At 57.5% G+C, this 26,227-nt stretch carries 23 protein-coding genes; 13 read left to right on the forward strand and 10 right to left on the reverse strand.

Annotation, left to right across the window (positions count from 1 at the left end; genetic code table 11):
• The first annotated feature begins 25 nt into the window (after positions 1-25).
• Positions 26-1,144, forward strand: a complete 1,119-nt coding sequence (locus L1A08_RS00815; protein ID WP_238753141.1) for a methyltransferase domain-containing protein — start codon at positions 26-28, stop codon at positions 1,142-1,144.
• 30 nt (positions 1,145-1,174) lie between these two features.
• Positions 1,175-1,687, forward strand: coding sequence for a GAF domain-containing protein (locus tag L1A08_RS00820; protein WP_238753143.1), 513 nt, complete (start codon positions 1,175-1,177; stop codon positions 1,685-1,687).
• 172 nt (positions 1,688-1,859) lie between these two features.
• Here L1A08_RS00820 and L1A08_RS00825 read toward each other — a convergent pair whose 3' ends face one another.
• The gene (locus L1A08_RS00825; protein WP_238753145.1) at positions 1,860-2,507 is read right to left on the reverse strand and encodes a class I SAM-dependent methyltransferase; all 648 of its coding nucleotides are present in this window, start codon (positions 2,505-2,507) and stop codon (positions 1,860-1,862) included.
• A gap of 577 nt (positions 2,508-3,084) precedes the next feature.
• Here L1A08_RS00825 and L1A08_RS00830 point away from each other — a divergent pair.
• From L1A08_RS00830 to L1A08_RS00840, 3 genes are all read left to right on the forward strand, one after another.
• Positions 3,085-4,563: an ammonium transporter gene (locus L1A08_RS00830; RefSeq protein ID WP_238753147.1), complete on the forward strand. Its 1,479-nt coding sequence runs from the start codon at positions 3,085-3,087 to the stop codon at positions 4,561-4,563.
• Between the two features lie 166 nt (positions 4,564-4,729).
• Complete coding sequence (locus L1A08_RS00835; protein ID WP_238753150.1) at positions 4,730-5,068, forward strand: P-II family nitrogen regulator; 339 nt, start codon at positions 4,730-4,732, stop codon at positions 5,066-5,068.
• Between the two features lie 293 nt (positions 5,069-5,361).
• Positions 5,362-6,657 carry a cytochrome-c peroxidase gene (locus tag L1A08_RS00840; protein WP_238753152.1) on the forward strand — a complete coding sequence of 432 codons (1,296 nt, stop codon included), beginning with the start codon at positions 5,362-5,364 and terminating at the stop codon, positions 6,655-6,657.
• Positions 6,658-6,943: 286 nt separating this feature from the next.
• Here the strand turns inward: L1A08_RS00840 and L1A08_RS00845 are convergent, their stop codons facing one another.
• Both L1A08_RS00845 and argJ read right to left on the reverse strand, forming a co-directional pair.
• A complete protein-coding gene (locus L1A08_RS00845; RefSeq protein WP_238753154.1) occupies positions 6,944-7,729 on the reverse strand; it encodes a hypothetical protein in 786 nt (261 codons plus the stop codon).
• A gap of 337 nt (positions 7,730-8,066) precedes the next feature.
• Positions 8,067-9,269, reverse strand: coding sequence for a bifunctional glutamate N-acetyltransferase/amino-acid acetyltransferase ArgJ (gene argJ, locus L1A08_RS00850; protein WP_238753157.1), 1,203 nt, complete (start codon positions 9,267-9,269; stop codon positions 8,067-8,069).
• Between the two features lie 101 nt (positions 9,270-9,370).
• Here argJ and L1A08_RS00855 point away from each other — a divergent pair, with 101 nt between their 5' ends.
• The 4 genes from L1A08_RS00855 to L1A08_RS00870 all read left to right on the forward strand — a co-directional run bounded on the left by L1A08_RS00855 (position 9,371) and on the right by L1A08_RS00870 (position 13,807).
• On the forward strand, positions 9,371-10,261 hold the full coding sequence (locus L1A08_RS00855; RefSeq protein WP_238753160.1) for a polyprenyl synthetase family protein: 891 nt from the start codon (positions 9,371-9,373) through the stop codon (positions 10,259-10,261).
• Between the two features lie 104 nt (positions 10,262-10,365).
• Positions 10,366-12,279 carry a 1-deoxy-D-xylulose-5-phosphate synthase gene (dxs, locus tag L1A08_RS00860; RefSeq protein ID WP_238753162.1) on the forward strand — a complete coding sequence of 638 codons (1,914 nt, stop codon included), beginning with the start codon at positions 10,366-10,368 and terminating at the stop codon, positions 12,277-12,279.
• Between the two features lie 36 nt (positions 12,280-12,315).
• Positions 12,316-13,185 (forward strand): carbon-nitrogen hydrolase family protein, encoded by an 870-nt coding sequence (locus tag L1A08_RS00865; protein ID WP_238753164.1) that lies wholly within the window; start codon positions 12,316-12,318, stop codon positions 13,183-13,185.
• A 37-nt stretch (positions 13,186-13,222) separates the two neighbouring features.
• Positions 13,223-13,807, forward strand: a complete 585-nt coding sequence (locus L1A08_RS00870) for an NYN domain-containing protein (RefSeq protein ID WP_238753166.1) — start codon at positions 13,223-13,225, stop codon at positions 13,805-13,807.
• 73 nt (positions 13,808-13,880) lie between these two features.
• Here the strand turns inward: L1A08_RS00870 and L1A08_RS00875 are convergent, their stop codons facing one another.
• Positions 13,881-15,149 carry a PP2C family protein-serine/threonine phosphatase gene (locus L1A08_RS00875; RefSeq protein ID WP_238753169.1) on the reverse strand — a complete coding sequence of 423 codons (1,269 nt, stop codon included), beginning with the start codon at positions 15,147-15,149 and terminating at the stop codon, positions 13,881-13,883.
• A 259-nt stretch (positions 15,150-15,408) separates the two neighbouring features.
• Between L1A08_RS00875 and L1A08_RS00880 the strand changes: the two genes are divergently transcribed.
• The gene (locus L1A08_RS00880) at positions 15,409-16,140 is read left to right on the forward strand and encodes a hypothetical protein (protein WP_238753171.1); all 732 of its coding nucleotides are present in this window, start codon (positions 15,409-15,411) and stop codon (positions 16,138-16,140) included.
• Positions 16,141-16,337: 197 nt separating this feature from the next.
• Here the strand turns inward: L1A08_RS00880 and L1A08_RS00885 are convergent, their stop codons facing one another.
• Positions 16,338-16,496: a DUF6800 family protein gene (locus L1A08_RS00885; protein ID WP_238753173.1), complete on the reverse strand. Its 159-nt coding sequence runs from the start codon at positions 16,494-16,496 to the stop codon at positions 16,338-16,340.
• A gap of 251 nt (positions 16,497-16,747) precedes the next feature.
• Between L1A08_RS00885 and L1A08_RS00890 the strand changes: the two genes are divergently transcribed.
• The 3 genes from L1A08_RS00890 (at position 16,748) to L1A08_RS00900 (ending at position 19,701) form a co-directional block, all read left to right on the forward strand.
• Positions 16,748-17,566 carry an MlaE family ABC transporter permease gene (locus L1A08_RS00890; protein ID WP_238753175.1) on the forward strand — a complete coding sequence of 273 codons (819 nt, stop codon included), beginning with the start codon at positions 16,748-16,750 and terminating at the stop codon, positions 17,564-17,566.
• A gap of 80 nt (positions 17,567-17,646) precedes the next feature.
• Positions 17,647-18,450, forward strand: coding sequence for an ABC transporter ATP-binding protein (locus L1A08_RS00895; protein WP_238753178.1), 804 nt, complete (start codon positions 17,647-17,649; stop codon positions 18,448-18,450).
• Positions 18,451-18,516: 66 nt separating this feature from the next.
• Entirely contained in the window at positions 18,517-19,701 is a 1,185-nt protein-coding gene (locus L1A08_RS00900) for an MlaD family protein (protein ID WP_238753180.1), read from the forward strand.
• A gap of 22 nt (positions 19,702-19,723) precedes the next feature.
• Here the strand turns inward: L1A08_RS00900 and L1A08_RS00905 are convergent, their stop codons facing one another.
• The 5 genes from L1A08_RS00905 to L1A08_RS00925 form a co-directional block, all read right to left on the reverse strand.
• Positions 19,724-19,888, reverse strand: a complete 165-nt coding sequence (locus L1A08_RS00905; protein ID WP_238753182.1) for a hypothetical protein — start codon at positions 19,886-19,888, stop codon at positions 19,724-19,726.
• A 297-nt stretch (positions 19,889-20,185) separates the two neighbouring features.
• Complete coding sequence (locus L1A08_RS00910; protein ID WP_238753184.1) at positions 20,186-22,372, reverse strand: DUF1549 domain-containing protein; 2,187 nt, start codon at positions 22,370-22,372, stop codon at positions 20,186-20,188.
• Between the two features lies 1 nt (position 22,373).
• Positions 22,374-22,973, reverse strand: coding sequence for a sigma-70 family RNA polymerase sigma factor (locus L1A08_RS00915; protein WP_238753186.1), 600 nt, complete (start codon positions 22,971-22,973; stop codon positions 22,374-22,376).
• 107 nt (positions 22,974-23,080) lie between these two features.
• On the reverse strand, positions 23,081-24,352 hold the full coding sequence (locus L1A08_RS00920; protein ID WP_238753188.1) for a DUF1501 domain-containing protein: 1,272 nt from the start codon (positions 24,350-24,352) through the stop codon (positions 23,081-23,083).
• An 81-nt stretch (positions 24,353-24,433) separates the two neighbouring features.
• Positions 24,434-26,101: a DUF1549 and DUF1553 domain-containing protein gene (locus L1A08_RS00925; RefSeq protein ID WP_238753190.1), complete on the reverse strand. Its 1,668-nt coding sequence runs from the start codon at positions 26,099-26,101 to the stop codon at positions 24,434-24,436.
• Positions 26,102-26,227 lie beyond the last annotated feature (126 nt).

A 26,227-nucleotide genomic window follows, 5' to 3' on the forward strand; every position in this document is an offset into this window, starting at 1 on the left:
GAACGAACCAGGACGGAGAATGAAGATGAATTCGCCCCAGAACGAGTCCAACGCCACGCTGAATGTCGAGGCAGCCGTGCGGGACCGATATTCCGGAGCTGCTCAGGAACGGGAAGCGGCTCTCTGCTGTCCGGTCGACTACGACGCCCGCTATCTGAAAATCATCCCCAATGAGATCATCGAACGGGACTACGGCTGCGGCGATCCGTCCCGGCACGTCCGGGAGGGGGAAACCGTACTCGATCTCGGCTCCGGCGGCGGGAAGATCTGTTACATCGCCGCCCAGATCGTCGGCGCGGCCGGGCAGGTGATCGGTGTCGACTGCAATGTCGAAATGCTCGGGCTGGCTCGACAATACCAGCCGGAAATGGCAAAGCGGCTCGGCTACGATGTCGTCTCGTTCCGCAAAGGACGCATCGAAGATCTGCAGCTCGATCTGGATCTCTTCGAGAAATATCTGCAGGAGAACCCGGTCCACTCCAGTGCCGACTGGCTCCGCGCTCAGGGGGCAGCCGATGAACTTCGCCGCACAGAACCTCTCATTCCCGACAATACGGTCGATGTCGTTGTGTCCAATTGCGTGCTGAATCTCGTGAGTTATGAGCATCGTCGTCAGCTCTTCGCCGAGATCTTCCGCGTCCTGAAGCCGGGCGGCCGGGCCGTCATCAGCGATATCACCTGTGATCGAGAGGTGCCTCTCGAACTGCAGAACGACCCGACTCTCTGGAGCGGCTGCATCAGCGGCGCGTTCCGAGACGATCAATTCATGGCCGCCTTCGAACAGGCGGGCTTTCAGGCGTGTGTGATTCTCGAACGCCAGGCGCAGCCGTGGACCACGGTGAAGGACATCGAATTCCGCAGCATGACGATTCAGGCCAGCAAGCCTCTTCCGGGGAATGCTGGAGATCGTTCCGAAGAAGTTTTCTACAACGGGCCCTGGCTCGAAGTTGTGGATGACCAGGGAAACCGACTTCGTCGGGGCGAACGCAGCCGTGTAAGTTCCTCGACGCTGCGGCAGTACGGTCAAACTCCCTGCGGGCAGCAGATCACCCCGGTTTCTTCGGAAACAGCTGCTTCCACCGAACTACAGACGTTTCCACTGCAGACGACGGATTGCTGCAGTCCGGGCGGTTCCTGCTGCTGATTTTGACACGCATCGTTTGAGGAGATTTCGATGGCTCAGTCCGACCTGCCGCTCCCCGCTCAACTGGGAGAACTGCTGATTCACGCCGGCTCCGCACCGGTTTCCGACGATCTTCCCGGCCGCCTCGTTCAGGAAACCAACGCCTGGGCTGTGGGACTCTGGCGGAAGAAAGGGACCGAACTTCGTCTGTGTGTCTTTGCCGCAGCCGAGGGCTTCGACGAAACGGTCGCGAAAGAGTTCACAGTTGCGACCCGGCGTGTTCCGCTCGATCAGACCCAGCTCGGCATCGTAAACGCCGTCGTTCACAACCGTCCCGCGCTGGCCCGAGCCGAGGAATTGACGGGCGATCTGCAGAAATCCGCCGGCTGGCTGGGCCGCTTCGGGGCCCGCTGTTCGTTGTCCTGCCCGGTGATGGCTGGCGAAGACATTATCGGCGTCTTCGCCGTCTCCTGGAAAGACGCGTACCAGGAGAATGACGCCTGGCCCCAGGAACTGCAGAAACTCGCCGACGCCATCTCGATGCACCTCACCGAGAACACGTAGTAGCCGAGAACGCCAGCCAGAACCGCGTCAGCAGCACATCCTGTCGAATGTAGATCGCGTCGGTGGCTACCTTCCTCTTGTGGCGTTGCCACCCAGACGCACGCGTCTGGGCCATCCCTGAAACCGGGCGTTATCTGCGAGACTGACGTCGATGTCCCGCGCTCAACGAGCCTCACGCCGCCTTACGGCAGCAGAAGGCGACGTCGCGGGCGAACAGTTTCGGGAACATGTGCGCCTTGCGGCCTCCCTTGATAGAGACGACGTTTTCGACGTCGAGATAGCGATCGAAGAACGAGAGCAGTTCATCGTATTTGAAGAACTGGACGTGAGTCGGATCGCCGTTCACCCAGAGCTTGCGGCCGCGGAGAACCTGCCAGCGGTCTTTCAGGTGATAGGCCAGCGGGACGCTGCCGACCAGAATTCCATTCGGCTTCAGGAGTCGTTCGATCTGCGTGAACGTGATGGCCGGGTAGGGGAGATGCTCAAGAACTTCGGCCAGGACGATGACGTCGAACGAGGCATCTTCAAACGGCAGCGGTTCGTTGAGATTCACCTCAATCGTATCGACGCCCAATGTCTGGGCAGCAAGAGCCATGGCCGACGTATCGATGTCGCCGATTACGACCTGATTCCCTTCTGAGAAGTGCCGGGTCAGCGTGCCGTCGCGTCCGCCCAGATCCAGAATCACTTTGCCTTCCCCAATCCAGTCCCGAAACAGGCCGGCCCGAACGTCCTCCATGAACGAGTTTCCGATGCGGTCGCCCGTTCTATGGTGCGTCTCGTAAACCTCGCCGAGGCTCGTGGGTTGGTGATCGGCCATGATCTGAAGGCTCCTGCAGAAGGATCAACGACGCGCTCTAATGGCGCACCAGCATCTCCGAACGGAAATTGAGGGTAAAAGAAGGGCGATCGGAATCTAACAGAGAGTTCCAGAAGTCGCCTAGACCACTTTGATTTCCCTCTTGCGGACCTCCGGAAGCAAGGTTGCCACATTCCCGTGCAGCCTTAGTGAGCAGCGGGTGCTGAAGGCGTTGGCATGCTGCTGCTGATTTGGGCGACGAGGAAAGGTCAAGTGGCAGTTTTAAAAAAACAGGTAAAAAAAACCGCCTGAAAAACAGGGGTCTGCACGCCCTCTTCGCATTCGGTGAGGGAAAATGGCGCACCACTTGCATTACTTACAAATCGCTCGGAGGCAAGACCGTTTTTGCCTCTTCGGCGAACTTTCCAGACTCCGGAATCCGTCGATCTCCGGGAACACCTGTCGTCCTGCCGACAACTCACCTTTTGAGTCGCAACCTGAGAACGATCTGCAGTGAATAACGATAGCGATAGTCGCTATGTGTAGTCTTGACGGCTCCGTATTTTCATCAGAAAGAGAACGAATGAATTTTTTGAGAATGTTAACTGCGTTCGATAACATCCAAATGCTATGGAAGGCATCACTGCTGCTCGCAGTGGTGGGATGTTTATCCGTCACGTCCCAGACTTTCGCTCAGGAAGATCCTCCTGCCGAAGAGCCGACCGCAGCCGCTGCTGCTGAAGAACCCGCTGTCGAAGAAGCAGCCGCCGAAGAAGAAGCAGAACCTGTCACACTCGAATCCCTCAGTGCCGCGGTTGAGACCGTGGAAACGGAAACGGGCTGGCTGTGGACCTGTATTGCCGCTTTCCTGGTCTTCTTCATGCAGGCCGGTTTCGCCCTCGTCGAAGCGGGGTTCACACGCTCGAAGAACTGTGTGAACATCATTATGAAGAACCTGATGGACTTCAGTCTCGGTTCGATCATCTTCTGGGCTGTCGGCTTCGGACTGATGTTCGGTGCCAGCCCTTCCGGATACATTGGAACAACCGATTTCTTCGTCGACGGTATGGTCGATGGTGCCTATGACAACTGGGAACTCGCCTTCCTGATCTTCCAGACCGTATTCGCCGCAACCGCCGCGACGATCGTCTCGGGAGCCATGGCCGAACGAACGAAATTCTCCGCTTACCTGCTCTACACCGTGGCCATTACGGCCATCGTTTACCCGATCTCCGGGTCATGGGCCTGGGGTAGCCTCTACAATGGAAGTGGATGGCTCGAAGGGATGGGCTTCATCGACTTTGCGGGGTCTACTGTGGTGCACTCGCTGGGTGGCTGGGCCGCTCTGGCTGGTGCCATTGTAATCGGTGCCCGTAAAGGCAAGTACGCTGCTGACGGAACCGTCACCCCGATCATGGGACATTCGATGCCGCTGGCTGCTCTGGGTGTGTTCATCCTCTGGCTCGGCTGGTTCGGCTTCAACCCGGGTTCGACGACTTCGCTGGACGATGGTAACTTCGCCCGCGTCGCTGTCACCACGAACCTGTCGGCTGTCGGTGGCTGTATTTCCTCGATGATTCTTTCCTGGATCATGTTCGGCAAGCCGGATGTCAGCTTCGCACTCAACGGTGCCCTGGCTGGTCTGGTCTCGATCACCGCTCCCTGTTACGACGTTTCCCCGATGTCGGCTCTGATCATCGGTCTGATCGGCGGCGTCGTCTGTGTTCTCTCGGTCCTGTTCTTCGACAAGATCAAAGTCGACGATCCCGTTGGTGCCATCTCGGTTCACGGTGTGTGTGGAGCCTGGGGAACGCTGTCGGCTGGTCTGTTCGCTCAGGAAGCGATCAACGGAACCAATGGTCTGTTCTTCGGTGGTGGAGTCAGCCAGCTGATCACGCAGCTGATCGGCATCGGTGCTTACTTCGTCTGGGGCTTTGGTGTCTCGCTCGTCATCTTCCTGGTCATCAAGCTGACCATCGGACTGCGAGTCTCCGAAGAAGAGGAACTGCGAGGCCTCGACATTACAGAGCATGGCATGGCGGCCTATCCTTACCTGCAGAGCCTGGAATCCGCTTAATGCTCGTTGGTGTGCCGTTGGGATCAAATCCCTCTCACGATCGATTTGATCCCAACGGTCTTTTCACTAGAATCCGCAGCCATCTGCCTGCGGCCTGTAACTGTCAAAAATCTCTCCGCGACTTGATCACGGACACACAATACGCCTCTCAGACCGGAATCGCATTATGAAAAAGATTGAAGCCATTATCAGGCACTTCAAGCTGGAAGACGTGAAGTCTGCTCTAGTTGCTGCCCAGATCGAAGGAATGACCGTCGCAGAAGTTCGCGGCTTCGGCCGTCAGAAGGGTCACAAGGAAACTTATCGTGGAGCTGAGTACGTCGTCGACTTCATGCCGAAAGTGAAAGTCGAGATCGTCATCTCCGATACCATGGCCGACAAAGCCATCCAGGTCATCTCGGACGCCGCCCGGACCGGCAACATTGGCGACGGAAAGATCTTCGTCTCCGATGTCGAACAGGTCATTCGCATCCGCACCGGCGAAACCGGCGACGAAGCAATCTAGAACGATCGATGGAACGACTGTCAGGACGACAGGACAAGCGTCACGACGACGCCGAATGCTGAAGAGTCACTTCCCTGGAGGTGACTCTTTTTTTATGGCACCGATGTGAATGGCTGAGAAGAATCGCTGCGGATGGCTCTACCGTGACACACAGATTCTGCCTCGGGCCATGTCGACTCTATGAACTGCGACGATTCCGCAGCCGCCCGGGCCCTTGAGGTCAGCGTCGTCTCAGTTAAGATAAACTTTGATCGATCCACCTATGATTTTCGTCTTTACGGGAGATTTTGAGTATGGTCAGTCCGATCCGTCGGAACCTGCTTTCTGTTGCAGTTGTTTTCGCAGTCGCCACTCTGGGGCAGAGTGCAATCGCTAATGAACCGGTCAAACCACCGAAGGACCTTTCGAAGGAACAGGTCAAGGAGATCGCCGAAGAACTGTCGGACGAAGTTCTGCTCGGCAATGGCGAACTTACACAAGGAATTCCCGGCTCCGGTCCGTTGACCATGGAGCAGATCAAAGCCTGGATCAGTCGGGACGATGTTCACAAGCCACTCAAGGTCGAACTGCCACTCGGTTTGAATGTCGCCCGGATTCCGGACGGGGTTCTGGATGCCAACCCGCTCACGCGGGCCAAAATCGAACTCGGGCGTCAGCTCTATTTCGATACCCGACTCTCGGTCGATAACTCGATCAGCTGTGCCAGCTGTCACGATCCCGATGTCGGCTATGCCCGTGAAACGCAGTTTGGCGTCGGCATTCAGGGGCTGACCGGCAACCGAAACTCGCCGACCAGCTACAACCGCATTCTCAGCACTGCTCAGTTCTGGGATGGGCGAGCCGCCTCGCTGGAAGAACAGGCCGTCGGCCCGATTGCTAATCCGATCGAAATGGGCAATACGCACGAAGTCTGCGTGAAGACCGTCGGCGATATTCCTGGCTACGTCGCTCAGTTCGAAAAGGTCTTCCCGAAGGAAGGCGTGACGATCGAAACGATCGGCAAAGCGATTGCCTCTTTTGAACGTGTCATCGTGACTGGCCCTTCGCCGTATGATTACTACGAACGCCTCAAGCCGTTTCTGAACTTCACTTCGGAAGATCTTGAAGACGATCCGGATCTGAAGGAAGAATACGACGCGGTCATGGCCGAACTGGAAGCCAATCCGATGTCGGAATCGGCAATTCGCGGCCGCAACCTGTTCTTCAGTGAACGGGTCAACTGCGCCGCCTGCCACGTGGGGGCCAACCTGACCGATGAGAAGTTCCACAATATCGGCGTGGGCATGGACCAGCCGAACCCGGACCTCGGCCGCTTTGCCGTCACCGGCGATGAGAAAGACAAGGGAGCGTTCAAAACGCCGACCATTCGCAACGTCGCCCTCACGGCTCCGTACATGCACGACGGCAGCCAGAAGACACTGATGGAAGTGGTCGAGCATTACGCCAAGGGAGGCGTGCCCAATCCCTGGCTGAGCGACAAGATCGAGAAGATCAACCTGACCCAGCAGGAGAAGGAAGACCTTGTCGCCTTCATGGAAGCCTGCACCGGCGACCTGCAAATCGTCGAACGCGGCCGCCTGCCTCAGTAAGCGGCAGCATCGAGGAGAAACTAAAAAGAGCCACGATCAATCGCGGCTCTTTTTTCATGCGCCCCAAAGGATGGCACAGAGATTCACCTCTGTGTTGCCACGCAACAGAAGGCTGGGAAAAGACGATCGTTGAAGAGCGAACGAGGTTATGGCGTTCGACGCGGAGCACGGTTTAAAGAAGTGCGTGCTCAAACAGAGCCTCGGTGGAAGACAAGCCGGGTGTTGCTACGCAACACAGAGTTAAAACTCTGTGCCATCCCATGCTGGATGACGAGTCGATTTAACTTCAACGACTGACGAGATCCTGCATCCGAGCATTCTCAGGCAGGTTCAGTTCGAACACGTCGGGAGACACTGCTCCTGCGGTTGCTTTCACGAGTTCGGTTCGCGTCACGAGTGTAGGGGCCAGATTCGTTGTTCCGTCTGAGTCGTATTCGCTGCAAAGAACAACAGCAGGCAGGGGAGCCGGAAGGCCATCGACGTGCTGATACGAGAGGATCTCCGAACTTGATTTCACCACGTCTGTGCCCGGGTGCTTTCGGACTCTCCTGTGAACGAACCAGCCATTGCCGTGCGACAGCCAGAGTTCGTCATCGAGCGTTCTCGCATGCCAACAACCGGTCTCGCCGATTCGTTCGTTCCCCATGATCTCGTAAGTCGAATCGTCCATGAATTCGGGCATCCACAATTCCGAATCTTCGGATCGCTCGCCTTCGCGATAACTCTGCCATCCTTCGGCCCAGTGCAGTGCTTTGAAGTAGAGGCTGTATCCCGAAGAGAATGGATGACGGCCTGGCATGCGGTGGACCTCGCCGTTCGGGCGGCTGATGGCCAGCGAGATATTCTCTGCGAAGTCGTGAATCGACTCCCGGTCGATCTGATAGCCATCTCCAGTGATCCCCTCAGCCCGCAAGTGCAACTTCGGCCAGAGAACGTTCAGCGTGACTCGCAATCCCTTCGGAAATGCGAAGTCGTTGGTGGCGTCTTCGACTGCGGTCGTCTCCGTGATAAGCGATAACCCGCCCGGCACACGAATTATCAGGTCCTTCGTCGTACGCAGACCCTCGATCATTTCTCGTGTCACGTTTCCCCCCGCGCTGTCACTGGAGTGGACTGGCCGAACGGCGGACGGTTCTCACACGTGTATAAAACGACTGTGAGCAGTCTCGCCACGATTAGTGTACACTCGGTCCGGCGATGAGGAAACAAAGAAGGATGGCAAAGAGAGTGATCTCTGTGTTTCAACGCATCAGCAAGCTGGGAAAAGACGATCGATAAATAGCGAACGTGGTATCCGAGTTCGACGCGGCACGGTTTAAAGAAGGGCGTGCTCGAACAGAACCTCGGTCGAAGACAAGCCGCTTGTTGCTCCGCAACACAGAGTTAAAACTCTGTGCCATCCGTGTCGACTACGTGGTGTATTCGGAGTTCAGCCGCACGTATTCCGTGGTCAGGTCGCAGGTCCAGATTCGCCAGCGGCCGCCGCCGTATTTGAGGGTGATGTCGATCACGACTTCGCCGGTTTTCATCGCGTTCGAGACGGTGGTCTCGTTGAAGTCGACCGGTTTGCCCTGCTTGAAGACGGCCTGATTGTTGATCGCCAGCGAGACGTCGGCTTCGGAATCGACGCAGCCGGTGCGGCCGCAGGCGGAAACAATGCGGCCCCAGTTCGGATCGTTGCCGGTGATCGCTGTTTTCACGAGCACATCATCAGCGACCGTGCGGGCGATCTTTTCAGCGTCCTCGTAACTGCGGGCGCCTTCGACATCGACCGTGATAAAGTGTTCGGCTCCTTCGGCATCGCGAACGATCTTCTGAGCAAGTTCCGCGCACACGGCGGAAAGGGCGGCCTGGAACTGAGCGACGTCGCCGCGATCTGCGAGACGAACATCGGCTTTGCCATTCGCCATGAGCAGAACAGAGTCGCTGGTACTCGTATGGCCTTCGACACTGATGCAATTGAAGGAACTATTCACTGCGGTGGGCAGCAACTCCTCGGCCTGTGCCTCCGTCAGTTCGACATCGGTCATAATGACGGCGAGCATCGTCGCCATGTTGGGAGCGATCATGGCTGCTCCTTTGCAGACGCCGGTGATGGTCACGCTGCCCGTTTCGAGGTCCACACGGCGACTGACAATCTTCGGATGCGTATCTGTCGTCATCATCGCTTCCGCGACCTGCTGCACATGCACGCTGGAGTCACCCTGTTCGGCAACCAGTTTCGGAATGCCGGCCTGCACCTTCTCAATCGGCAGAGGAACGCCAATCACTCCCGTGGAACAGACGAGCACAGCTTCTGGGGCACACCCAATCTGTTCGGCCAGCGCCGCTGTCATCGTGCGGGCGTTTTCGAGTCCTTCGTCGCCCGTGCATGCGTTTGCGTTGCCGGCGTTGATGATCACGGCTCGGACCTGATCGGATGGAAGTCGCGAGCGCGAAACCTGAACCGGAGCACCGCAAACGGCGTTCGTGGTGAAGACGCCCGCAGCCACGCAGGGAGCCGAAGAATGAAAGAGAGCCAGATCTCGGGCAGACGCTCTGGATTTGATGCCGCAGGAAATGCCGGCCGTGGTGAATCCGTTCGGCAGAAACAGGGATGGCGTCTTGCTCATGATGTGATCTCGACCATGAATTGTTAAACTGTCGCGCCGACTGGCTGTCAGTCGGCATCGCACTTTTGAAACCCGCGCATCGTAATGAAAACAGGCCTTTCGTGCATCTCTTTCCCGATCCCGTTTCCGAATTGCTCGAACAGATCGAGCGGGCTCTCGATCAGTCCACCCAACTCCCGGCCGACTGCCCGGATCGTCTGCGTGAATCGATGCGGTACAGTCTGCTCGCGGGCGGTAAGCGGCTTCGCCCTGTGCTGACATTACTCGCCTGTCGCACCTGTGGAACCGATCCGTTACAGGCCATGCCGGCCGCCATCGCCCTGGAAATGGTTCACACCTATTCGCTGATTCACGATGACCTGCCGGCCATGGACGACGACGCTCTCCGCCGCGGACGTCCGACGAATCATGTCCAGTTTGGAGAAGCGACCGCGATTCTCGCCGGAGATGGACTGCTGACGCACGCGTTCTACACCATCACTTCAGGGCTCGGCGATTCGCGACACGCGGCAGCCTGTTGCCGTGAATTGGCCGAAGCCGCTGGAGCCACAGGAATGGTCGGCGGACAGCAGGCGGATCTGGAAGCTGAAACGGCTGCTCCCGGAGCACTCGGATTCGCGGACCTGCTGGAGATTCATCGGCGAAAAACCGGGTGTCTGATCCGTTGTGCACTTCGGATGGGAGCAATCGTCGCGGATGCGTCAGAACGGCAATTTGCGGCCTTGACGAAATACGGGGAGGCAATCGGCCTGGCCTTTCAGATTGCCGATGATGTGCTCGATCGCACTGGAACACAGGAAAAAATGGGGAAACAGGTCGCTAAAGACGATTCCCACTCGAAACTCACCTTTCCCGCGTTGCTCGGGCTGGACGAAAGTCGGGCGCGAGCTGAACAACTGGTTGCTGATGCGATTGCCGCTCTCGACATTTTTGAGAACGAAACCACTGCATTAAGGTCGCTGGCTCGATATAGTATTGTCAGAGACCACTGACGACGGTTTTCCCACCTGAGATGACAACTTTGACCGCAGGGCAGGAGTGACGTTGCCGTACGCGAGTCTCTCTTCTGCCTCTATTGAAATCGGATTCCGAAGTGATGGATTACGAACTCCTGCCGCTCATTTCGTCGCCGCACGATCTCAAAACTCTCTCGGATACCCAGCTGACCAAACTCTCAGCCGAAATCCGTGAGGCACTCTGCCAGATCGTCGAAACGAAGCCTGCCCACTTCGCCAGCAATCTCGGCGTCGTCGAACTGTGTCTTGCGCTGCATCTGGTCTTCGACTTCTCGAAAGATCGCCTGATCTGGGACACGGGGCATCAGATCTATCCGCACAAAATGATCACCGGGCGCTTCCCGCAGGTCCGCACGATTCGGGATCGCGGCGGCCTCATGGGTTTCCCCAATCCCAATGAAAGCCCGTACGACCTGTTTATGACCGGCCACGCCGGCTCTTCGGTTTCGACCGTTCTCGGAATGCAGACCGCCGACGACATGCTGTTCAACGATGGCCGCCGATCGGTCGCCGTTATCGGAGATGGCGCGCTTCCGTCTGGCGTCGTCTTTGAAGCCTTCAATAATGCCGCCGGTCTGAATAAAGATATCCTCGTCATCCTCAACGACAATCAGATGGGGATCTGCCCGCGTGTCGGAGGACTGGCTGAGTATCTCGATAAGGCTCGCGTCGCGCCGTTCTATAACGGTTTGAAGCGGGACATCGCCTGGGCACTCAACAAGTTCCCCATGGTCGGCGATCCGACTCTGAAGGGGCTGTCGAACGTCAAAGAAGCTCTCAAGACGCTGCTGCATGGCGGCATGCTCTTCGAACAACTCGGCTTCCGCTACATCGGCCCGGTCGATGGCCACGATCTGAAGTCGTTGCGTAAGCATCTCGAAATGGTGAAGGATGTGAAGGGGCCGACCCTGCTGCACGTCTTCACCGAAAAAGGGAAGGGCTTCCTGCCCGCCTGTGAAGATCCGGTTCGCTTCCATTCGCCGTCCCCATTCGATCGCACCGAAGATGGCTTCGTCGTGCCGCGAGCCAAGGGGAAGTCGGTCAGTTATACCGAGGTCGCCAGCGAGTCGATCTACAACATCATGCGGAACGATCACCGGGCCTGTGTGCTGACCGCCGCCATGTGTGCCGGGAACAATCTCGAGAAGGTTCGCGACGAAATCCCCGATCGCTTCTTCGACACCGGCATTTGTGAAGCACACGCAGTCGCCTTCGCGGCCGGGATGGCCAAGTCGGGGATGAAACCGATCGTCGATATTTACAGCACGTTCCTGCAGAGAAGCTTCGACCACATCTTCCAGGAAGTTGCCCTGCAGAATCTGCCGGTCGTCTTTGCGATGGATCGAGCCGGGCTGTGCGGGCCGGATGGTCCGACGCATCACGGAGTCTTCGACAATACCTACATGCGGACGTTCCCGAACATCACCCTGATGGCACCCGGCGACTCTCGCGACCTCGAAGCGATGCTGCCGTTCGCCGTGCAGCACGACGGCCCCATTTCAGTTCGCTATCCCAAAGCCAGTGCCGAGAACGTGCAGCGGGACGATGGCTTCAAACCGATTCAGCTCGGCAAGAGCGAAGTCCTGAGCTGGGGTTCGGATGCCATGATTATCTCCTTCGGGGCATTGCTGTCCGAGTGCACGAAAGCGGCCGAGAAGCTGGAGAAGGATGGCTTCGACGTGGGCGTCATCAACGCCCGCTTCCTCCGCCCGCTCGATACCGATGTCATTCTGGAAGCGATCGAGAAATGCGATGTTGTTCTCACCGTCGAAGAGAACACGCTTTGTGGAGGCTTCGGCTCCGCTGTTCTTGAAGCTGCCAACGATGCCGGTCTGTCGACGCGAAACATCAAACGGGTCGGCATTCCCGATCGATTCATCGAGCATGGCGATCGGGATGAACTGCTCGCCGAACTCGGTCTGAATGCCGTCGGTTTCATCCGTACGATTCGCGAGTTGCTCTCTGAACGAGCCGTGAACGAGCCGATCGGCTAGACCCCGTTTCTCTCTCTCGCAGGAAGATCAGACGCGATGAAACTGATCGGCGTGCAATGCGATGTCACGCTGGGCCAGCCGGCTCAGAATCTGGCGCGACTTCTGGACTGGCTGGATCAGGCGGCTGAAAAGCGAGCCGATCTCGTCATCTTCCCGGAATGCGCCATCACCGGATACGGGTACGATTCCCGCGACCAGGCTCTGGAATTCACTCAGAAGCTCGACGGAGAAGCCAGCCGCGAGATTATTGCGGCCTGTCAGCGACACAGCCTTCGCTGCCTGTACGGGTTTCTTGAGGATCTCGACGGCAAGGTATTCAACTCCATCGCCCTTGTCGGACCTGAGGGGCTGATTGCGGTCTACCGTAAGATTCACCTCCCGTTTATTGGCGTCGATCGCTACACCGACTACGGCTGCGAGCCGCTCTGCGTGCATGAAGTTGACGGCGTGAAGATCGGCCTGAATATCTGCTACGATGCCGCCTTTCCGGAAGTTTCGCGGATTCTCGCTCTCGAAGGAGCGGATCTCATTGCGCTGCCGACGAACTGGCCGCCGGGGGCCGAGATTATGTCGCCGACGGTCATCCAGACGCGGGCTCTTGAGAACGGCGTCTATTATGCGGCGGTGAATCGGGTGGGGCTCGAAGCCGGCTGTCAGTTCATCGGTCGCAGCTGCATTGCCGGTCCGGGAGGGAAGGTACTGGCGATGGGCTCGAACGACGGTGAAGAGATGCTCGAAGCCGAAATCGATATCGAGCTTGCTCGCAATAAACACACGATTCGCATTCCGGGAATCAGTGAGATCGACCGGCTCGCGGATCGTCGTCCCGAGTTCTATAAGCCGCTGGTTGAAGCTCATTCGCGGACCACGCCGCGTGTTCTGCATCACGGGCCCAACCCGGAGTAATTCGGCTCGCTGACGTGCCGAGGTCAGGTTCGCCGCCATGCCCAAGCAGTATCTCCTGATCGATGGCTACAACCTCCTGCACGCTTCCGGAATGCTGTCTCGCACGATCGACGGAGTCGTGCTGGAGCGGGCTCGCTTCCGGATGCTGCGTTTTCTCGAAGCCCGTTTGAATCCTGGGGAACGGAACCGCACGTCGGTCATCTTTGATGTCGGTACCGGTCCGACCGCTCTGCCGGATCACGGCCAGTTCGCCGGCATGACGGTCCGATTCGCAGTGGGATATCCCGATGCCGACACACTGATTGAAGAGCTGATTCGTGAGCATTCCGCTCCACGACAGTTGACCATCGTCTCCAGTGATCATCGTCTGCATAAAGCCGCCCGGACCCGACGGGCAAAGCCGATCGACAGCGATATTTTCTTCGATCGCCTCTCGCGCAGATCTGTCCGTTCAAAGCCTCGCCCTCAGACCGAGCCTGATACGAAAGCAATTGAACAGGAGATCTCAGAATGGTATGCCGCTCAGTTGCCCGACGAGATCGAGACGCCCGAAGTCAAAGAAGCCCCGGACGAAGTCGAGTTCTGGAAGAAACGGATTCAGGAACTGGGAGACGAGTCGTAAGGAACTTGAAGGCTTCAGCAGCAAAGCTTATCGGCGGTCGTCGACCGATGACGTGCTTCGCAGCCGGAGTCCGCTACCGCGGTATTCCGGTGAACAGCAGGTCGATGGCCCGCGACCACTCGAGGATTGCCTGACGATACTTGCGTTCGTGCGTGGCGTTGATGGCCTGTTCCTGTTTGGCATGAAATGCGTTCCAGTCGCATTTCCAGTTCGCTGCTTCGGCTGTGTTGGACAATCGGGCAGCAGCTTCGCCGAGCTTTTCAGCAGATGCGGCGTTGAGTCGGATGGCAGCCGTGCGATACGGACGGAAGAAAATCGTTGAAGAACCGTCTTCGGCCATTTCGAACTCGCCGGATGCAAATCGCTGTCGCTGGCGGCTCGTCAAATAGGAGCTGATCAGAAAGAACACCGCGAGAACTCCCAGCAGTGCCGCCGGGACGGCCCACTGATAGTACGAAAGCACGCCCGCTCCGATTCCCGCGGCCAGTGTGCCCAGGAAGAGTGCGAGCTGAATGCGTCGTGTGTTCATCGGCGGGACCACGTATTCGACCGTAGCCGGCAACGTCGTTGAACCGTCCTGCTTGCTGACGCGGACGACAATGACCGTGCAGTTGTCAGCGCCTCCCCGGAGGTTGGCGAGATTCACCAGCAGCCGAGCCGCGTCGCTCGGGGGCAGATACTTTCCGTAGGTTCCGATCTCGACATCGCTGACGTATTTAGTCAGCCCGTCTGAGCAAACGATGAAGACATCGCCTGGCTGGTATTCGAACGGACCTTCGACATCGATCTTCACATGGGCTTCCGGGCCGAGGCAGCGGGTCAACACATGCCCGTATTTCTCAGGATCGACATCGACCAGGGACTGGTCGTGATGTTTGCGAAGCTTTTGTTCCCAGGCGACGGTGTGGTCGAAGGTCAACTGATCGACACGTTCTTCGCGAACGCGATAGATGCGGCTGTCTCCCGCATGGCCGACAATAAAACCATCTGCGTACATCACCAGCGATGAGCAGGTCGTTCCCATCCGCTTGAAGTCGCGGTTCTTCGTGCCGATGTCGTAGATGGCCCGATTCGCTTCGGTCATCGCTTCCAGCAACGCCTCGCTGGGATGCTCACGGCCTGATTTGTAGAAGACGTGAGGCAGGGTGTCGATGGCGGTTTTGCTGGCCAGTTCACCCACCTCATGGCCGCCCATGCCATCAGCGATGGCGAACAGATGCCCGCGATTAAACCACTGCGTGTCTTCGGGGCAAAGAGTAATGCAATAACTGTCCTCGTTGTTCTGCCGCTTCATCCCCGTATCGGTTCGGGTCGCGTACTGAAACTTCGGAGTCCATTGCATAGAAGTCGAATCAACTGGATCGAAAGGACGGGGAGGGGGCCCGGAGACATCTGGGGCGTTCGAGCAATCGACGGCCACAACTTGCTTCTGTCAGCCATGTCTGGTAGCTACGATACTACAATTCGATATGCAATTCCATGTGGCCAGTGGCTGCGGCGGAATTTGCAGGGCCAACGACGGGAGAGAAGACGCTCCCCGGATCGAGACGTCATCCGACGACTGTCATCCTAACCGAATCGAGTGAGTGAGATCTGAACGCATGAGTTATCGATTAAGTCTGACGATGATCCTGTTGGCCGCAGTGATGTCAGTAGGGGCGAGACCAGTCGTCGCCGATGAAGGAATTCTGGATCAGTTTCTTAATGAGGTCCAGGTGGGCGATGTTGAAGGACTCCTTGGACTGATGCACCCCAAACTGGCCGATCGCATCGACAAGCCGATTCTGGAGTGCTGGATGCAGGCGGTTTCGTATCGCCTCGGGCAGGTTGAAGCTGTCTTTCCGGTCACCGACATCACGACCGATGACCGACAGGAAATGCAGTCGACGGTGAGTTTCACCAAAGGGACCGCTCGCGTTTCACTCACTGTCCTCAACGATTACATCGTTTCTTTCGAAGTGCAGTCGGACCAGATGACCAACTGGTTTCAGCGTCCGGTCAGCTTGAAGATCTACCGCGATCGCGCAGAAGAGTTTCTGTCCGCCATGAAGGCCGGCGACTACGAGACGTGCCTGAGTCTTCTTCACGTTCAGGTGGCCGGCCAGCTCGAAGAAGAAACGCTTGAGGGCTATCACCAGAAGGTCCAGCAGACAATTGGCCAGCAGACCGAAGTTACGTTCAAGCAGGCCAAGCTGACGATCCTGGAAGACGAGCGACTGGAGCAAATCGATCTGTTCTACGAACTCAAGGGCGAGACCGGCACAATAGCCGCCGAGTTCGCCATCCGCTTTCAGGGCATGCAGGGGCAGATCGTCGGCTTCCGCTTCCGCTGAGAACCCGGGACGGCGTTAGCAAGGCCTGCTTCAGCCGGCCTGATCAGGTCGCAGCTTCGTGCGTAAGGGGTATGCCTCCTGACGACCCCCAGCCTGCAAACGATCGAAAGTTTGCAACGGGCGCGCACAAACAGGGCACCTGAAAAGGTGCCCTTCTGTATTTCGACGGGGCGAACGGCTGGCGCTCTTGAGCCCGCTTAGAATTCGATGAACGGGCTCAAACGGCGAGCCTTTTCAACGATTTCCTGCTTTTCCGTATCATTCTTCGCGGCATTGTAGCGGGCGCGGAGCTTGGTGATCTTGGCTTTACGGCTGCGGCGACGGGACAATTCCCGATCTCGTTCGGTACGAGGCATGGTTGATAGTTGACCTTCAAAAGTACTGTTTCACGAGGTGTCTGCTCCGCTGGAGAGACCCTCCTCGCGGCTCTAGCAAAGGCGTACTATAGAAAATTGTTCTCGGACGGTCAAACGCAACAGCATGCTTGTTATCGTTTACGGAACTGGTCAGATTCCCCTCCCCGAGATCTGCAGAATCCGCTAACCTTCCGCTCCGGGGATCGAGGAGCGATCCCACTGCATCTGGAATGGATTCTGAAGCAGACCGCATGTCGACCGCATACGAACATCGCTGGAACCCGATCGAATGGCTGGGGGAGAAAATCGTCTCTCCGATCGCCGTGGTCGGCGATTTCACGCTGTTCTCGCTGATGGCCATCCGCTGGGCTCTGCTGGGAATTCCTCGTGGTTCCGTGCTCTGGCCCAATCTTTATCAGATTGGCGTGCTCAGTCTCCCGGTGGTGCTGGTGACCGGGGGATTCATCGGCATGGTGCTGGCTGTTCAGTCTTTTGATCAACTGAGGGTGATGCATCTGGAATCACGACTCGGTTCTGTTGTGAATATGACCCTCGTTAAGGAACTCGGCCCGGTGCTGGCGGCGACGATGCTCGCCGGCCGTGTGGGCAGCGCGATTGCCGCAGAGCTCGGGACGATGCGCGTTACCGAGCAGATCGATGCTCTCGAAGCTCTTGGAGCCGATCCGATTCAATATCTTGTCGTGCCGCGGCTGCTGGGCTGCGTACTCTTGATTCCGCTGCTCACGATCCTGGCCGATACCACCGGGATGTTATGCGGCTGGATCTTTTCGGTCACCGTTCTGGATATCAACAGCTACTACTACTGGTTTCACACTTTCGAATACGTAACGCTGCTCGACCTGTACTCCGGCATCATCAAGAGCCTCGGGTTTGGGGCGGCGATTGCACTCGTCGCCTGCCATCGTGGCTTTCACGCTCGGGCAGGAGCCGAAGGAGTCGGAAACGCGGCGACGCAGACCTTTGTCTTTTCGTTTGTGCTCATTCTGTTTCTCGACTTCCTGGCCGGGGTGTTCTTGTCTCAGGTCTATCTCTGGATGGATGCGGCTTAGGCTCTTAGAACGGATCGAACGACTGGAAGTGCAGGTAGCGAACGATCTTCGGCCTGAAACGAGCGGCTGACGGAACAAGCATGATGTATGACACGGAACCGATTCTCGAATTGCGACAGGTTGACCGAACCTTCGGCACCCAGGAAGTGCTGCGCGGGATCAATCTGGACGTTTATCCGGGTGAAACGCTGGTTCTAATCGGGGAAAGTGGTTGCGGAAAAAGCGTGACGACAAAACTGCTGGCCGGAATGATCGCTCCTTCCGCGGGCGATGTGTACTGGCAGGGAGGGGAAGTCCGTAAGCTCACGACGAATGAGAAACGTCGCCAGCGATTAAAGATTGGCTACCTGTTTCAGTCGGCGGCGCTCTTCGACAGCATGAACGTCTACGAGAATGTTGCATTCGGTCTGAAACAGAACACCCGGATGAAGTCGGTCGAGATTGAAGAGATCGTGTCGGAACGGATCCGCGATGTCGGGTTACCGATGGACGTCGCTGCGAAAAAGCCGGCCGAGTTGTCGGGCGGCATGCGGAAACGGGTCGGCCTGGCCCGGGCCCTGGCCATGGATCCTGAAATCATCATCTACGATGAACCGACCACCGGACTCGATCCCGTTATGAGCGACGTCATTAATGAACTGATTCTGTCGGTGCAGCGACGCCGGCCGGTCACGAGCATTGTTGTCACGCACGACATGCACACCGTTCGCAAAGTTGCCGATCGCATCGTAATGCTCTATCCGCTGCCGCGTCTGCACCCGGGTGAAGATCAGATCATCTTCGAAGGAACAGCCGAGGAGGCCTTCGAAGCGGAAGATCCCCGTGTGTATTCGTTCGTTCACGGCGATGCGAGTCAACGTTTACAGGAATTGCATGCTGCGTAAGAATCTGGCTGCCTCGACCGGATTTCATCGTGTTCTTTGCTTTGAATTTTGAATCACCGCCCCACCATGACAGAACGCCAACTCCAGTTTCGAGTCGGATTGTTCGTCGTCATCGCGATAGCGACAGGCGTCGTGCTGACCATCCAGTTCGGGAAGCTCGAACGTTACTACGAACCCCGGTACGTCGTGCAGATTGAGTACGATGTTCTGACGGGCGTGCATCCCGGCACCCCGGTGCAGCAATCCGGCATCCCCGTCGGACGCGTCACTGACGTGGCGATCGACCGGAAGTCGCGCAAGGTGATCGTGACGGCTGAGATCCGTGAACGCTATCCGCTCGCCAGCGATGCGAAACCCCAGATTGTCCAGTCACTGCTGGGAGAGTCGCATATTGAGTTCTCTGTGGGCACCGGGGACGTTGTGGCAGCCAACCATCGCTTTAACGGCGTCGAAGCTCAGGATCCGTTTGAGGCGATGCAGCGGCTTGAATCGCGGCTGACCGATACGGTCGAAGTCTTTGCCGATACTAGCCGGGAATGGCAAACGGTCGCGCGGAATGTAAACTCTCTGCTCGAAACCAACGAAGGCAAGATCGATCAAATGGTCGAACATGCAGCCGTGGCACTCCGCCAGTTGACCGTCGCCATGCAGAAGGCGTCCGTTACATTGGACGAGGCAAACGGCTTTATTGCCGACCCGGAACTGCAGATGGCTGTCAAAGAAGCGATGGTCGCCTTGCCGCAACTCATCCGCCAGACGGAAATGCTGGTGCAGCAGACACAGCAGACCATCGGCACGACAAACAACGCCGTCGCCTCACTGGGCAAGACGATGGATAACCTGGAAACTATGACGACTCCTCTGGCCGCCAACTCCGACCAGTTGATGGCGAGTGTGGCATCGAGCATGAACTCGCTCAATTCGACTCTGCATCAACTGAATCAGTTCAGCAAGCAGCTCAATGAAGGAGACGGTTCCCTGCAGAGACTCTCGCGGGACCCGCAGCTCTATCAGAATCTGCAGTACGCCTCCTCATCCCTGGCGGCTCTGCTGAAGAATCTGGACCCGATCGTTCGGGATATGCAGGTTTTCAGCGACAAAGTCGCTCGCCATCCCGAGGTGCTGGGTGTCAGCGGGTACCTCAAGGGTTCCTCCGGCGTGAAAGAAGCGACGGTCACTCCAGCTTCGTCGACTGCTCCCAGCAATATCAAAGGCCGCGCGAGTGGCTTTCGACCATTCGGCGGCCCATAATTGAAGGTTCGTCCGGCGCAAGTCAGCGCGTCATCAGGAAGACCAGCGTCAGGATGACGACGGCCACGATGAAATAGGTTCCGAACGCGACAAGGAACGGGACGGAATTATCGGTATCCGGAGCATCCGTCGGGTGGCGTTCGCTGTCAGGTTCATGACGATTCTGGGGGATATGTGAACTACTCATCTCTTTTCTCCTTAGGGAAAACTTGAGCAGGACAATATCGCAAACAGTATGCCAGAGCTCTCCAGCAAATTCAAAATTCGACTGGACGCGTCTGCGGGAGCAAACTCAGCATGGCAGGGGATTGGCGCACTTGCGACTGCAGAAAAGCACGAAAATGCTCTCAAGTGTGCTGAAATCCCTTGGGAGTGGCGTGCGGCAATGACAGATGGCCAATGAGCGACCGATCGGGACGCCCCCGAACCGATTCGTTTTGCACCGCTGAGGCAAACTGACGCCATTCCCGATGTGATCGGGTGATCAGTGGTTGGTGATGAACTCGCTGGAGTTCACATAAGCCCAGAGCAGGTCAGACAGGCTGCGGGCAAGCAGGGTATTCCGTTCCGGTGTCGATTTCACATCACGCAGCGACGCGAGCACCTGTCGGAAGAGAGCCTGCTCTTTCTGCGTCGGCTTGCGGGACAGCACCTTGATGCAGACTCGTTCAAACTTCTCCTGGTCAGTCAGCGAGGTTTGAATCAGCTCCGCGAGGAATGGATTCTTCTCGGGAGAGATGGTTTCGTCGACCAGGCTGCCATTCATCAACACCAGAGCCTGCGAGATCGTCCCGTCAAAGTGACTCGACTCGTTGTTCTCGTCGTTTTCATACGAGCTGACGAACTGCTGCACCCATTGATCGCGATTCTCCACATGACGCTCGCGATTTCGGATCGCACGATTTGAGTGACCGGCGACGGCTAGCAGGGAATCGTAGAGCTGTTCGGGCGAGAGCGGTTTGAAGTACATGCGGGTGAACGCTGGCGGATTTCCCTGGTCCGGAGCATCTTCCCGATTGACATCGCTGACACGGCTCGACAGTCGGTAGGCATCCGACAGGCAGATCCAGCGGTACAGCCGTTTGATGTCGTAGTCGTTCGACACGAATGATCGCGACAGGGTGGCAAACAGTTCCGGATGAGAGGGGGGATTGTGCGGGCCGAGATCGTCAACCGGTTGCGTGAAGCCGTAACCGAACAGTTGCGACCAGGTCCGGTTCACGAATGCCTGAGCCACAAGCGGGTCTTCGCCTTCCACGAGGAGATTGGCCAGCTGTTGCCGCCGCGAAACGGTCTCATCTTCGTCCACTTCGGTTCCGTTGTATCTTGGAAACGCGGCGTGCATCACACCATCGCGGCTCTCGTAATACGTCGGGCCACCCGTCTGGCGGTCACGCAGTTCGACCTGCGACATCTCAGAAGTGCCGGACGATCCGACGCGGGTTACAACGGCCTGTTTGAAGAAGCTGTTGAGTTCCCAGAACTCTCGCTGGCTGACCGAATAAAAGGGATGCTGGTGGCACTGGGCACACTGAATCTGGAATCCGAGCAGAGTGCGGGCTACGTACGAAGTCGCCGGCACCGCCTGATTGTTGAGATGGGCGACCAGAAAGTTGGCGGCTCCATTCTCTCGTGGATTTCCTTCCGCAGCGATCAGATCTTTGACAACGCGATTCCACGAACCGTTCCGGTCGGCCACGGCATACAGATACTCCTGCAGCGTCAGTCGATCGACCTGCGGATTCGGCGAACGGCCGACAAGCAGGTTCATCCAGTTCGTGGACCAGTGCAGCGCAAACGATGGAGACTCCAGCAGTCGATCGACCAGCTGCTGATCGCGATCGGGCGACTGATCGGCCAGAAAACTCTGCAGTTCCGCTTCCGTGGGGATCCGACCGGCGAGGTCGAGATAAACGCGGCGGACCCATTCAAAGTCATCGGCAGACGGCGCCGGCGAAAATCCCCAGTCCTCCCAGCCGCTGGCGACCTGGGTGTTAATCGCTTTGATTACGTCGTCATCGCGGCTGTAGGCGACACCGACCGGCTTGTTGTCCCGATCGCCCGGATGACCCTCGACGCTGTCGGCGGCAATCGGATCTGGCTGGTTGTGTGCGATGGCCCAGTCAATTGAAGGCAACTCGGGAGGAGGAGCAGGGAGGTCCATCCCGTCTTCGCCCGGCGAACGATCGTCGTTCGTTTTTGCGGAATCAGCGTCCGTCTGAGGACTCGTCTCGGCGATGTTCTGCGGAGGATCGACCTGATCGCGTTGGGTGACCCAATACCATCCGGTTCCGGCCACCAGTAATACGACCAGAGAGCTTGTCAGCAGAGCTGCAGCTTTGTGTCGTGAAGAGAACGTCTTTTCGCGTGGAAGAGCAGGAGCGTTCTGGACCGAAGCCTCCGTGAGCAATTCGTCCAGCAGGCTCTTCATGGAGTCGGCGGACTCCGACATCGCCATACTGGAAGAGATGTCGGTCGACTCGCCTGCAGCCATGCCAAAATCCCAATGGAGATGGCTGTGCAGTTCGAGATAGCGAACGTAAAGATCGCGAGCCGCTTCGTCGGTGGTGACGAGTTGTTGCAGTTCGGCTGCACTGGTCTCGTCGAGCCGGCCGTCGCAGAGTCGGCTGGCCAGTTCGCAGATCTTTCGATATTCGGGATGGCGTTCCATATTACCGTACCGCCGCAGCGATTTGAGCTTCCACGCATTTCAACAGAGATCGCCGGATCCGACCGAGCGATTGATAGACGGAATTCACCGGTCGATTGAGCATCTCTGAAAGCGCCTGACCGTCCCGTCCGAGTTGATACTTCAATCGCACGAGCTCACGGTCGACCGGTTTCAGTTTCTTCAGACATCGGGCGAGCGCCTTCTGCCGCATTTCAGTATTCTCATGGAGCTCTTCAACCGTTCTGGCAATGGTCGCCAGGTAGTCGTCGTCGAAGAGCAGCTTCTGCCGCTTGGACTTCTGCCGATACTTCAAAACTTCCAGACTGGCAATGCGATACGCCCAGGCGAGGAAGTTGGTTCCGGGTTCGAACTGTTGCCACTTCGAGAGGATCACCACGTTGACGTTCTGTAGAATCTCCTCAGCAGGATGCGGGTTCCCGACCTGGGCGAGGAGATACAGGTAAAGTCGTCGCTGTGTCTTAACGAACTGATCAACGAATTCACGATCGGGAGTCGCCGTAGCCGAGGCGGATTCGGCCGGACGATTGGGTTCAAGTCCTTCGTCCGGTGCTTCGGAGCTGGCCATCTCCTGGTTGGTCACTGTCAATTCCTCAAAGCGAGGGTCGCGAGCCCCTGGGAAGAGGCCGAAAAAATGGGAACCGCGAACGGTTCCCATCGATTGAGTTCCAATTCACAACCGAGCGACCGTTAGCTGACGAGCTCTTCGATCGGGTTGCCGCCATTGGCGATCTTCATCGGACGACCCCGCTTCGAGGTGTGCACGATGTTGAGTGGAATGCCCATCGCCTTGCTGACCGTGGCCCAGACATCGCCCGGCAGGTAGCTCTTGCTTTCCAGGCCGACTCCGTCCTTGTCGGTTTCACCGACAGCGACGCCGCCGTTGAGCCCGCCACCACCGATGAGCAGCGACCAGCTGGAGGCCCAGTGATCACGTCCAACGTCCTGGTTGATTCGCGGTGTGCGACCGAATTCACCCATGCAGAGAATGACGGTATTGTCGAGCATCCCGCGGCTCTTCAGGTCCTGAGTCAGAGCGGCGATGGCCTGATCCAGAGTCGGCAGACGCTGATCACGCAGCGTGTTGAAGACGTCGTTATGCAGGTCCCATCCACCGAAGTTGACTTCGACGAACGGCACGCCAACTTCAGCCAGCCGACGAGCCATCAACAGGCCGCGACCGAGGTTGTTGTTACCGTAAGCTTCCTGAAGCTTCGGGTCTTCCTTGGCCACCTGGAAGGCGTCCATCTGGGAAGACGTCATCAGATTGACAGCCTTGTGGTAGACGTCTTTGTGAGCCTGCGGCAGGTCGCCACGATCGGAATTGATGAATCCCGATTCGACGACGTCCCACATGGCCAGACGCTGTTCGAGTCGACGGCGATCGACGCCAGTCGGATCGGCGTTGCGGATCTGACCGTTGCTGTCGACCACGAACGGAGCGTGAGTCATGCCCAGGAAGCCGGAGCTGCCCGCACCACCACCGATGGAGATGAACGCGGGGATTTCCAGATCCTTCCGCTGCGGTGCCAGCGTATGACTGACAACCGAGCCGAACGAGGGGTGAATCACGGTCGGATTCGGCACGTAAGAGGTGTGCATGTAATACCGGCCCCGGGTGTGATCGGCTTCACGGGTGCTCATTGTGCGAATCACGGACAGGCTGTCCATCTGCTTGGCAATCTTCGGCATATGCTCGCAGATCTGCAGGTCACCCGCCGTGCTGATCGGCTTGAATTCGCCGCCGTTCTTGGAGCCGGGCTTCAGGTCCCACATGTCGATCGTGGGCGGTCCCCCGCTCAGCCAGATCAGAATACAGGACTTCTGATTCCGCCGGACTTCCGCGGCGTTGGCCTGCAGGTGGTTAAGAAAGTGAAACGCCGGAATCGTCATCGCGCTGCCGGTGGCAAGGTGGCGCATGAAATGTCGGCGATCCATGGTTCCGGGTTTCATCTGACTCATGGTTGTTCTCCAAAGACACGGAAAGGGTGTAGGCGATTCCGCAACGGTGAATTTGCCGTGCGGAGTATTTGTTGTTGCTTGTTAGCGGATGAAAATGAATTCGTTACTGTTGAGCAGAGCCCAGTACAGGTCCTGATAGCCGGTCCCCGCGTCTCCACTGATCTGCATCAGCTTCTTCACGGCGGACAGATCGCGACCGGTCGGGTTTCGTCCCAGAGCAGCCAGGTACAGGAGTTGAATTTTCCGGGAATCCCGTTCATCCGACGTCACGACTTTGTGCAGCAGACTGCCCGACTCGCCCTTCGTGGCGGCGTCGATCAGTTCGCCGTTCATCATCATCAGAGCCTGTGGAATACTGCCGTTGAACGTGGTCGACTCGTCATTTTCATCGGTGCCGAACGTGGTCACGAACTGCTGCAGCCACTGATTCCGCTTCTGCATCATCTGAGCATAGTTGCCCTGACCGACTCCGCCCACGTTGGCGTTGCCAGCAATCAGCAGGGAATCGAACAACTGCTCGGCCTGCATCGATTTGATGTACATGTGGCTGAAGAGCGGCATTTCACCGGCAGCCGGATTGTCGATCTCGTTCTTCGAATTGAACTCACTGCTCAGGCGATAAGCGTCGGAATTGGTAATCCAGCGGAGCAGCATCTTGTAGTCGTACCCCGATGCCACGAAGCTCTCGGTGAGATGCTCCAGCAGTTCCGGATGCGACGGCGGATTATGGGGCCCCATGTCGTCGACCGGGCGAGTGAACCCGTAGCCGAAGAAGTGTCCCCACATCTTATTGACCAGAGCACGAGCCAGTTGATGATCCGAGTCGTTGGTGATGGCTTCGGCGAAGACTTCCTGACGTGACTTGCCGTTGTCGAACTCCACATCGTTTCCGAAGTACTTGGGATAAGCAACCTGCATCAGGCCGCTCCGTTTTTCGAAGTAGACCGGTCCAGAGAAGTCATCGACAACCAGCTCCGAGTAATCATCCACCTGGCGACCGGTTTCCGGATCAATCTTGCGATGATCGACGCGACGCACCTGACGGAAGAAACTGTTGAACTCCCAGAACTGATCCTGCTTCCAGTCGTTGAACGGATGGTTGTGACACTGTGTGCACTGCACCTGAGTTCCCAGGAAGACCCGGGCGGTTTTTGCAGTCACCTGCACGCCTTCGTCCCGCATCGTCATCTGACTGAGCAGATAGTTGACGGCCCCGTTCTCTTCATAGTGACCTTCCGCAGTCATCAAATCGCCAACGACCTCGACCCAGGGGCGGTTCTTGGCGAATGCTTCCCGCAGGAACTTTTCCATACCTTCCCGGCTGGTTCGCCGAGGCGTCTGACGGCCGATCAACTCGTTCGTCCAGACGGTCGTCCAGTTATTGACGTAACTGTCGCTGTCGAGCAGCGTGTCAATCACTTTGGCGTATTTGTTCGGATCCTTATCGGACGTGAAGGCTTCAATGTCTTTCAGAGGAGGGATGTGTCCTCCCAGGTCGAGATAAACCCGACGCAGCCACGTGACATCGTCGGCCGGTTCGGACGGACTGACTTCGTTGTCCTCGTAACCCCGGCTGATCAGCATGTTGATCTTGTCGAGTACGGCCGGATCGTATTTCAGGCGGTAGTCGCTCTGCTCGGCCCCATAAGCGGAGGTCGGCGGTGAAGCGAGCATGCCGGCGGTACAGACGCAGAATGCCGCAGCAGCGAGTAGTACTTGAGATTGCCGCATGAATTCGTATGTCCTCATGAATTCCGGTCCTGTTGTTATGTGTTGCCACATCCTTCGGAGACTCGTCAGGTGACTCACCGCACGTTAGCTCTCAGGTGGATGGACCTGATGGTCGGCATGGAAGCCAGACGTGGTCGACCTGCG

It is taken from the genome of Rubinisphaera margarita, assembly GCF_022267515.1.
Lineage (GTDB): Bacteria > Planctomycetota > Planctomycetia > Planctomycetales > Planctomycetaceae > Rubinisphaera > Rubinisphaera margarita.

Bases quoted from the DNA above. Each gene is read 5' to 3' on its own strand.
- L1A08_RS00830 (WP_238753147.1), top strand. From the start codon at position 3,085: ATGTTAACTGCGTTCGATAACATCCAAATGCTATGGAAGGCATCACTG.
- L1A08_RS00905 (WP_238753182.1), bottom strand. From the start codon at position 19,888: ATGAGTAGTTCACATATCCCCCAGAATCGTCATGAACCTGACAGCGAA.
- L1A08_RS00845 (WP_238753154.1), bottom strand. From the start codon at position 7,729: ATGATCGAGGGTCTGCGTACGACGAAGGACCTGATAATTCGTGTGCCG.
- dxs (WP_238753162.1), top strand. From the start codon at position 10,366: ATGGATTACGAACTCCTGCCGCTCATTTCGTCGCCGCACGATCTCAAA.
- L1A08_RS00870 (WP_238753166.1), top strand. From the start codon at position 13,223: ATGCCCAAGCAGTATCTCCTGATCGATGGCTACAACCTCCTGCACGCT.
- L1A08_RS00840 (WP_238753152.1), top strand. From the start codon at position 5,362: ATGGTCAGTCCGATCCGTCGGAACCTGCTTTCTGTTGCAGTTGTTTTC.
- L1A08_RS00920 (WP_238753188.1), bottom strand. From the start codon at position 24,352: ATGAGTCAGATGAAACCCGGAACCATGGATCGCCGACATTTCATGCGC.
- L1A08_RS00900 (WP_238753180.1), top strand. From the start codon at position 18,517: ATGACAGAACGCCAACTCCAGTTTCGAGTCGGATTGTTCGTCGTCATC.
- L1A08_RS00895 (WP_238753178.1), top strand. From the start codon at position 17,647: ATGATGTATGACACGGAACCGATTCTCGAATTGCGACAGGTTGACCGA.
- L1A08_RS00875 (WP_238753169.1), bottom strand. From the start codon at position 15,149: ATGCAATGGACTCCGAAGTTTCAGTACGCGACCCGAACCGATACGGGG.
- L1A08_RS00865 (WP_238753164.1), top strand. From the start codon at position 12,316: ATGAAACTGATCGGCGTGCAATGCGATGTCACGCTGGGCCAGCCGGCT.
- L1A08_RS00890 (WP_238753175.1), top strand. From the start codon at position 16,748: ATGTCGACCGCATACGAACATCGCTGGAACCCGATCGAATGGCTGGGG.
- L1A08_RS00820 (WP_238753143.1), top strand. From the start codon at position 1,175: ATGGCTCAGTCCGACCTGCCGCTCCCCGCTCAACTGGGAGAACTGCTG.
- L1A08_RS00825 (WP_238753145.1), bottom strand. From the start codon at position 2,507: ATGGCCGATCACCAACCCACGAGCCTCGGCGAGGTTTACGAGACGCAC.
- L1A08_RS00835 (WP_238753150.1), top strand. From the start codon at position 4,730: ATGAAAAAGATTGAAGCCATTATCAGGCACTTCAAGCTGGAAGACGTG.
- L1A08_RS00910 (WP_238753184.1), bottom strand. From the start codon at position 22,372: ATGGAACGCCATCCCGAATATCGAAAGATCTGCGAACTGGCCAGCCGA.
- L1A08_RS00815 (WP_238753141.1), top strand. From the start codon at position 26: ATGAATTCGCCCCAGAACGAGTCCAACGCCACGCTGAATGTCGAGGCA.
- argJ (WP_238753157.1), bottom strand. From the start codon at position 9,269: ATGAGCAAGACGCCATCCCTGTTTCTGCCGAACGGATTCACCACGGCC.
- L1A08_RS00880 (WP_238753171.1), top strand. From the start codon at position 15,409: ATGAGTTATCGATTAAGTCTGACGATGATCCTGTTGGCCGCAGTGATG.
- L1A08_RS00925 (WP_238753190.1), bottom strand. From the start codon at position 26,101: ATGAGGACATACGAATTCATGCGGCAATCTCAAGTACTACTCGCTGCT.
- L1A08_RS00885 (WP_238753173.1), bottom strand. From the start codon at position 16,496: ATGCCTCGTACCGAACGAGATCGGGAATTGTCCCGTCGCCGCAGCCGT.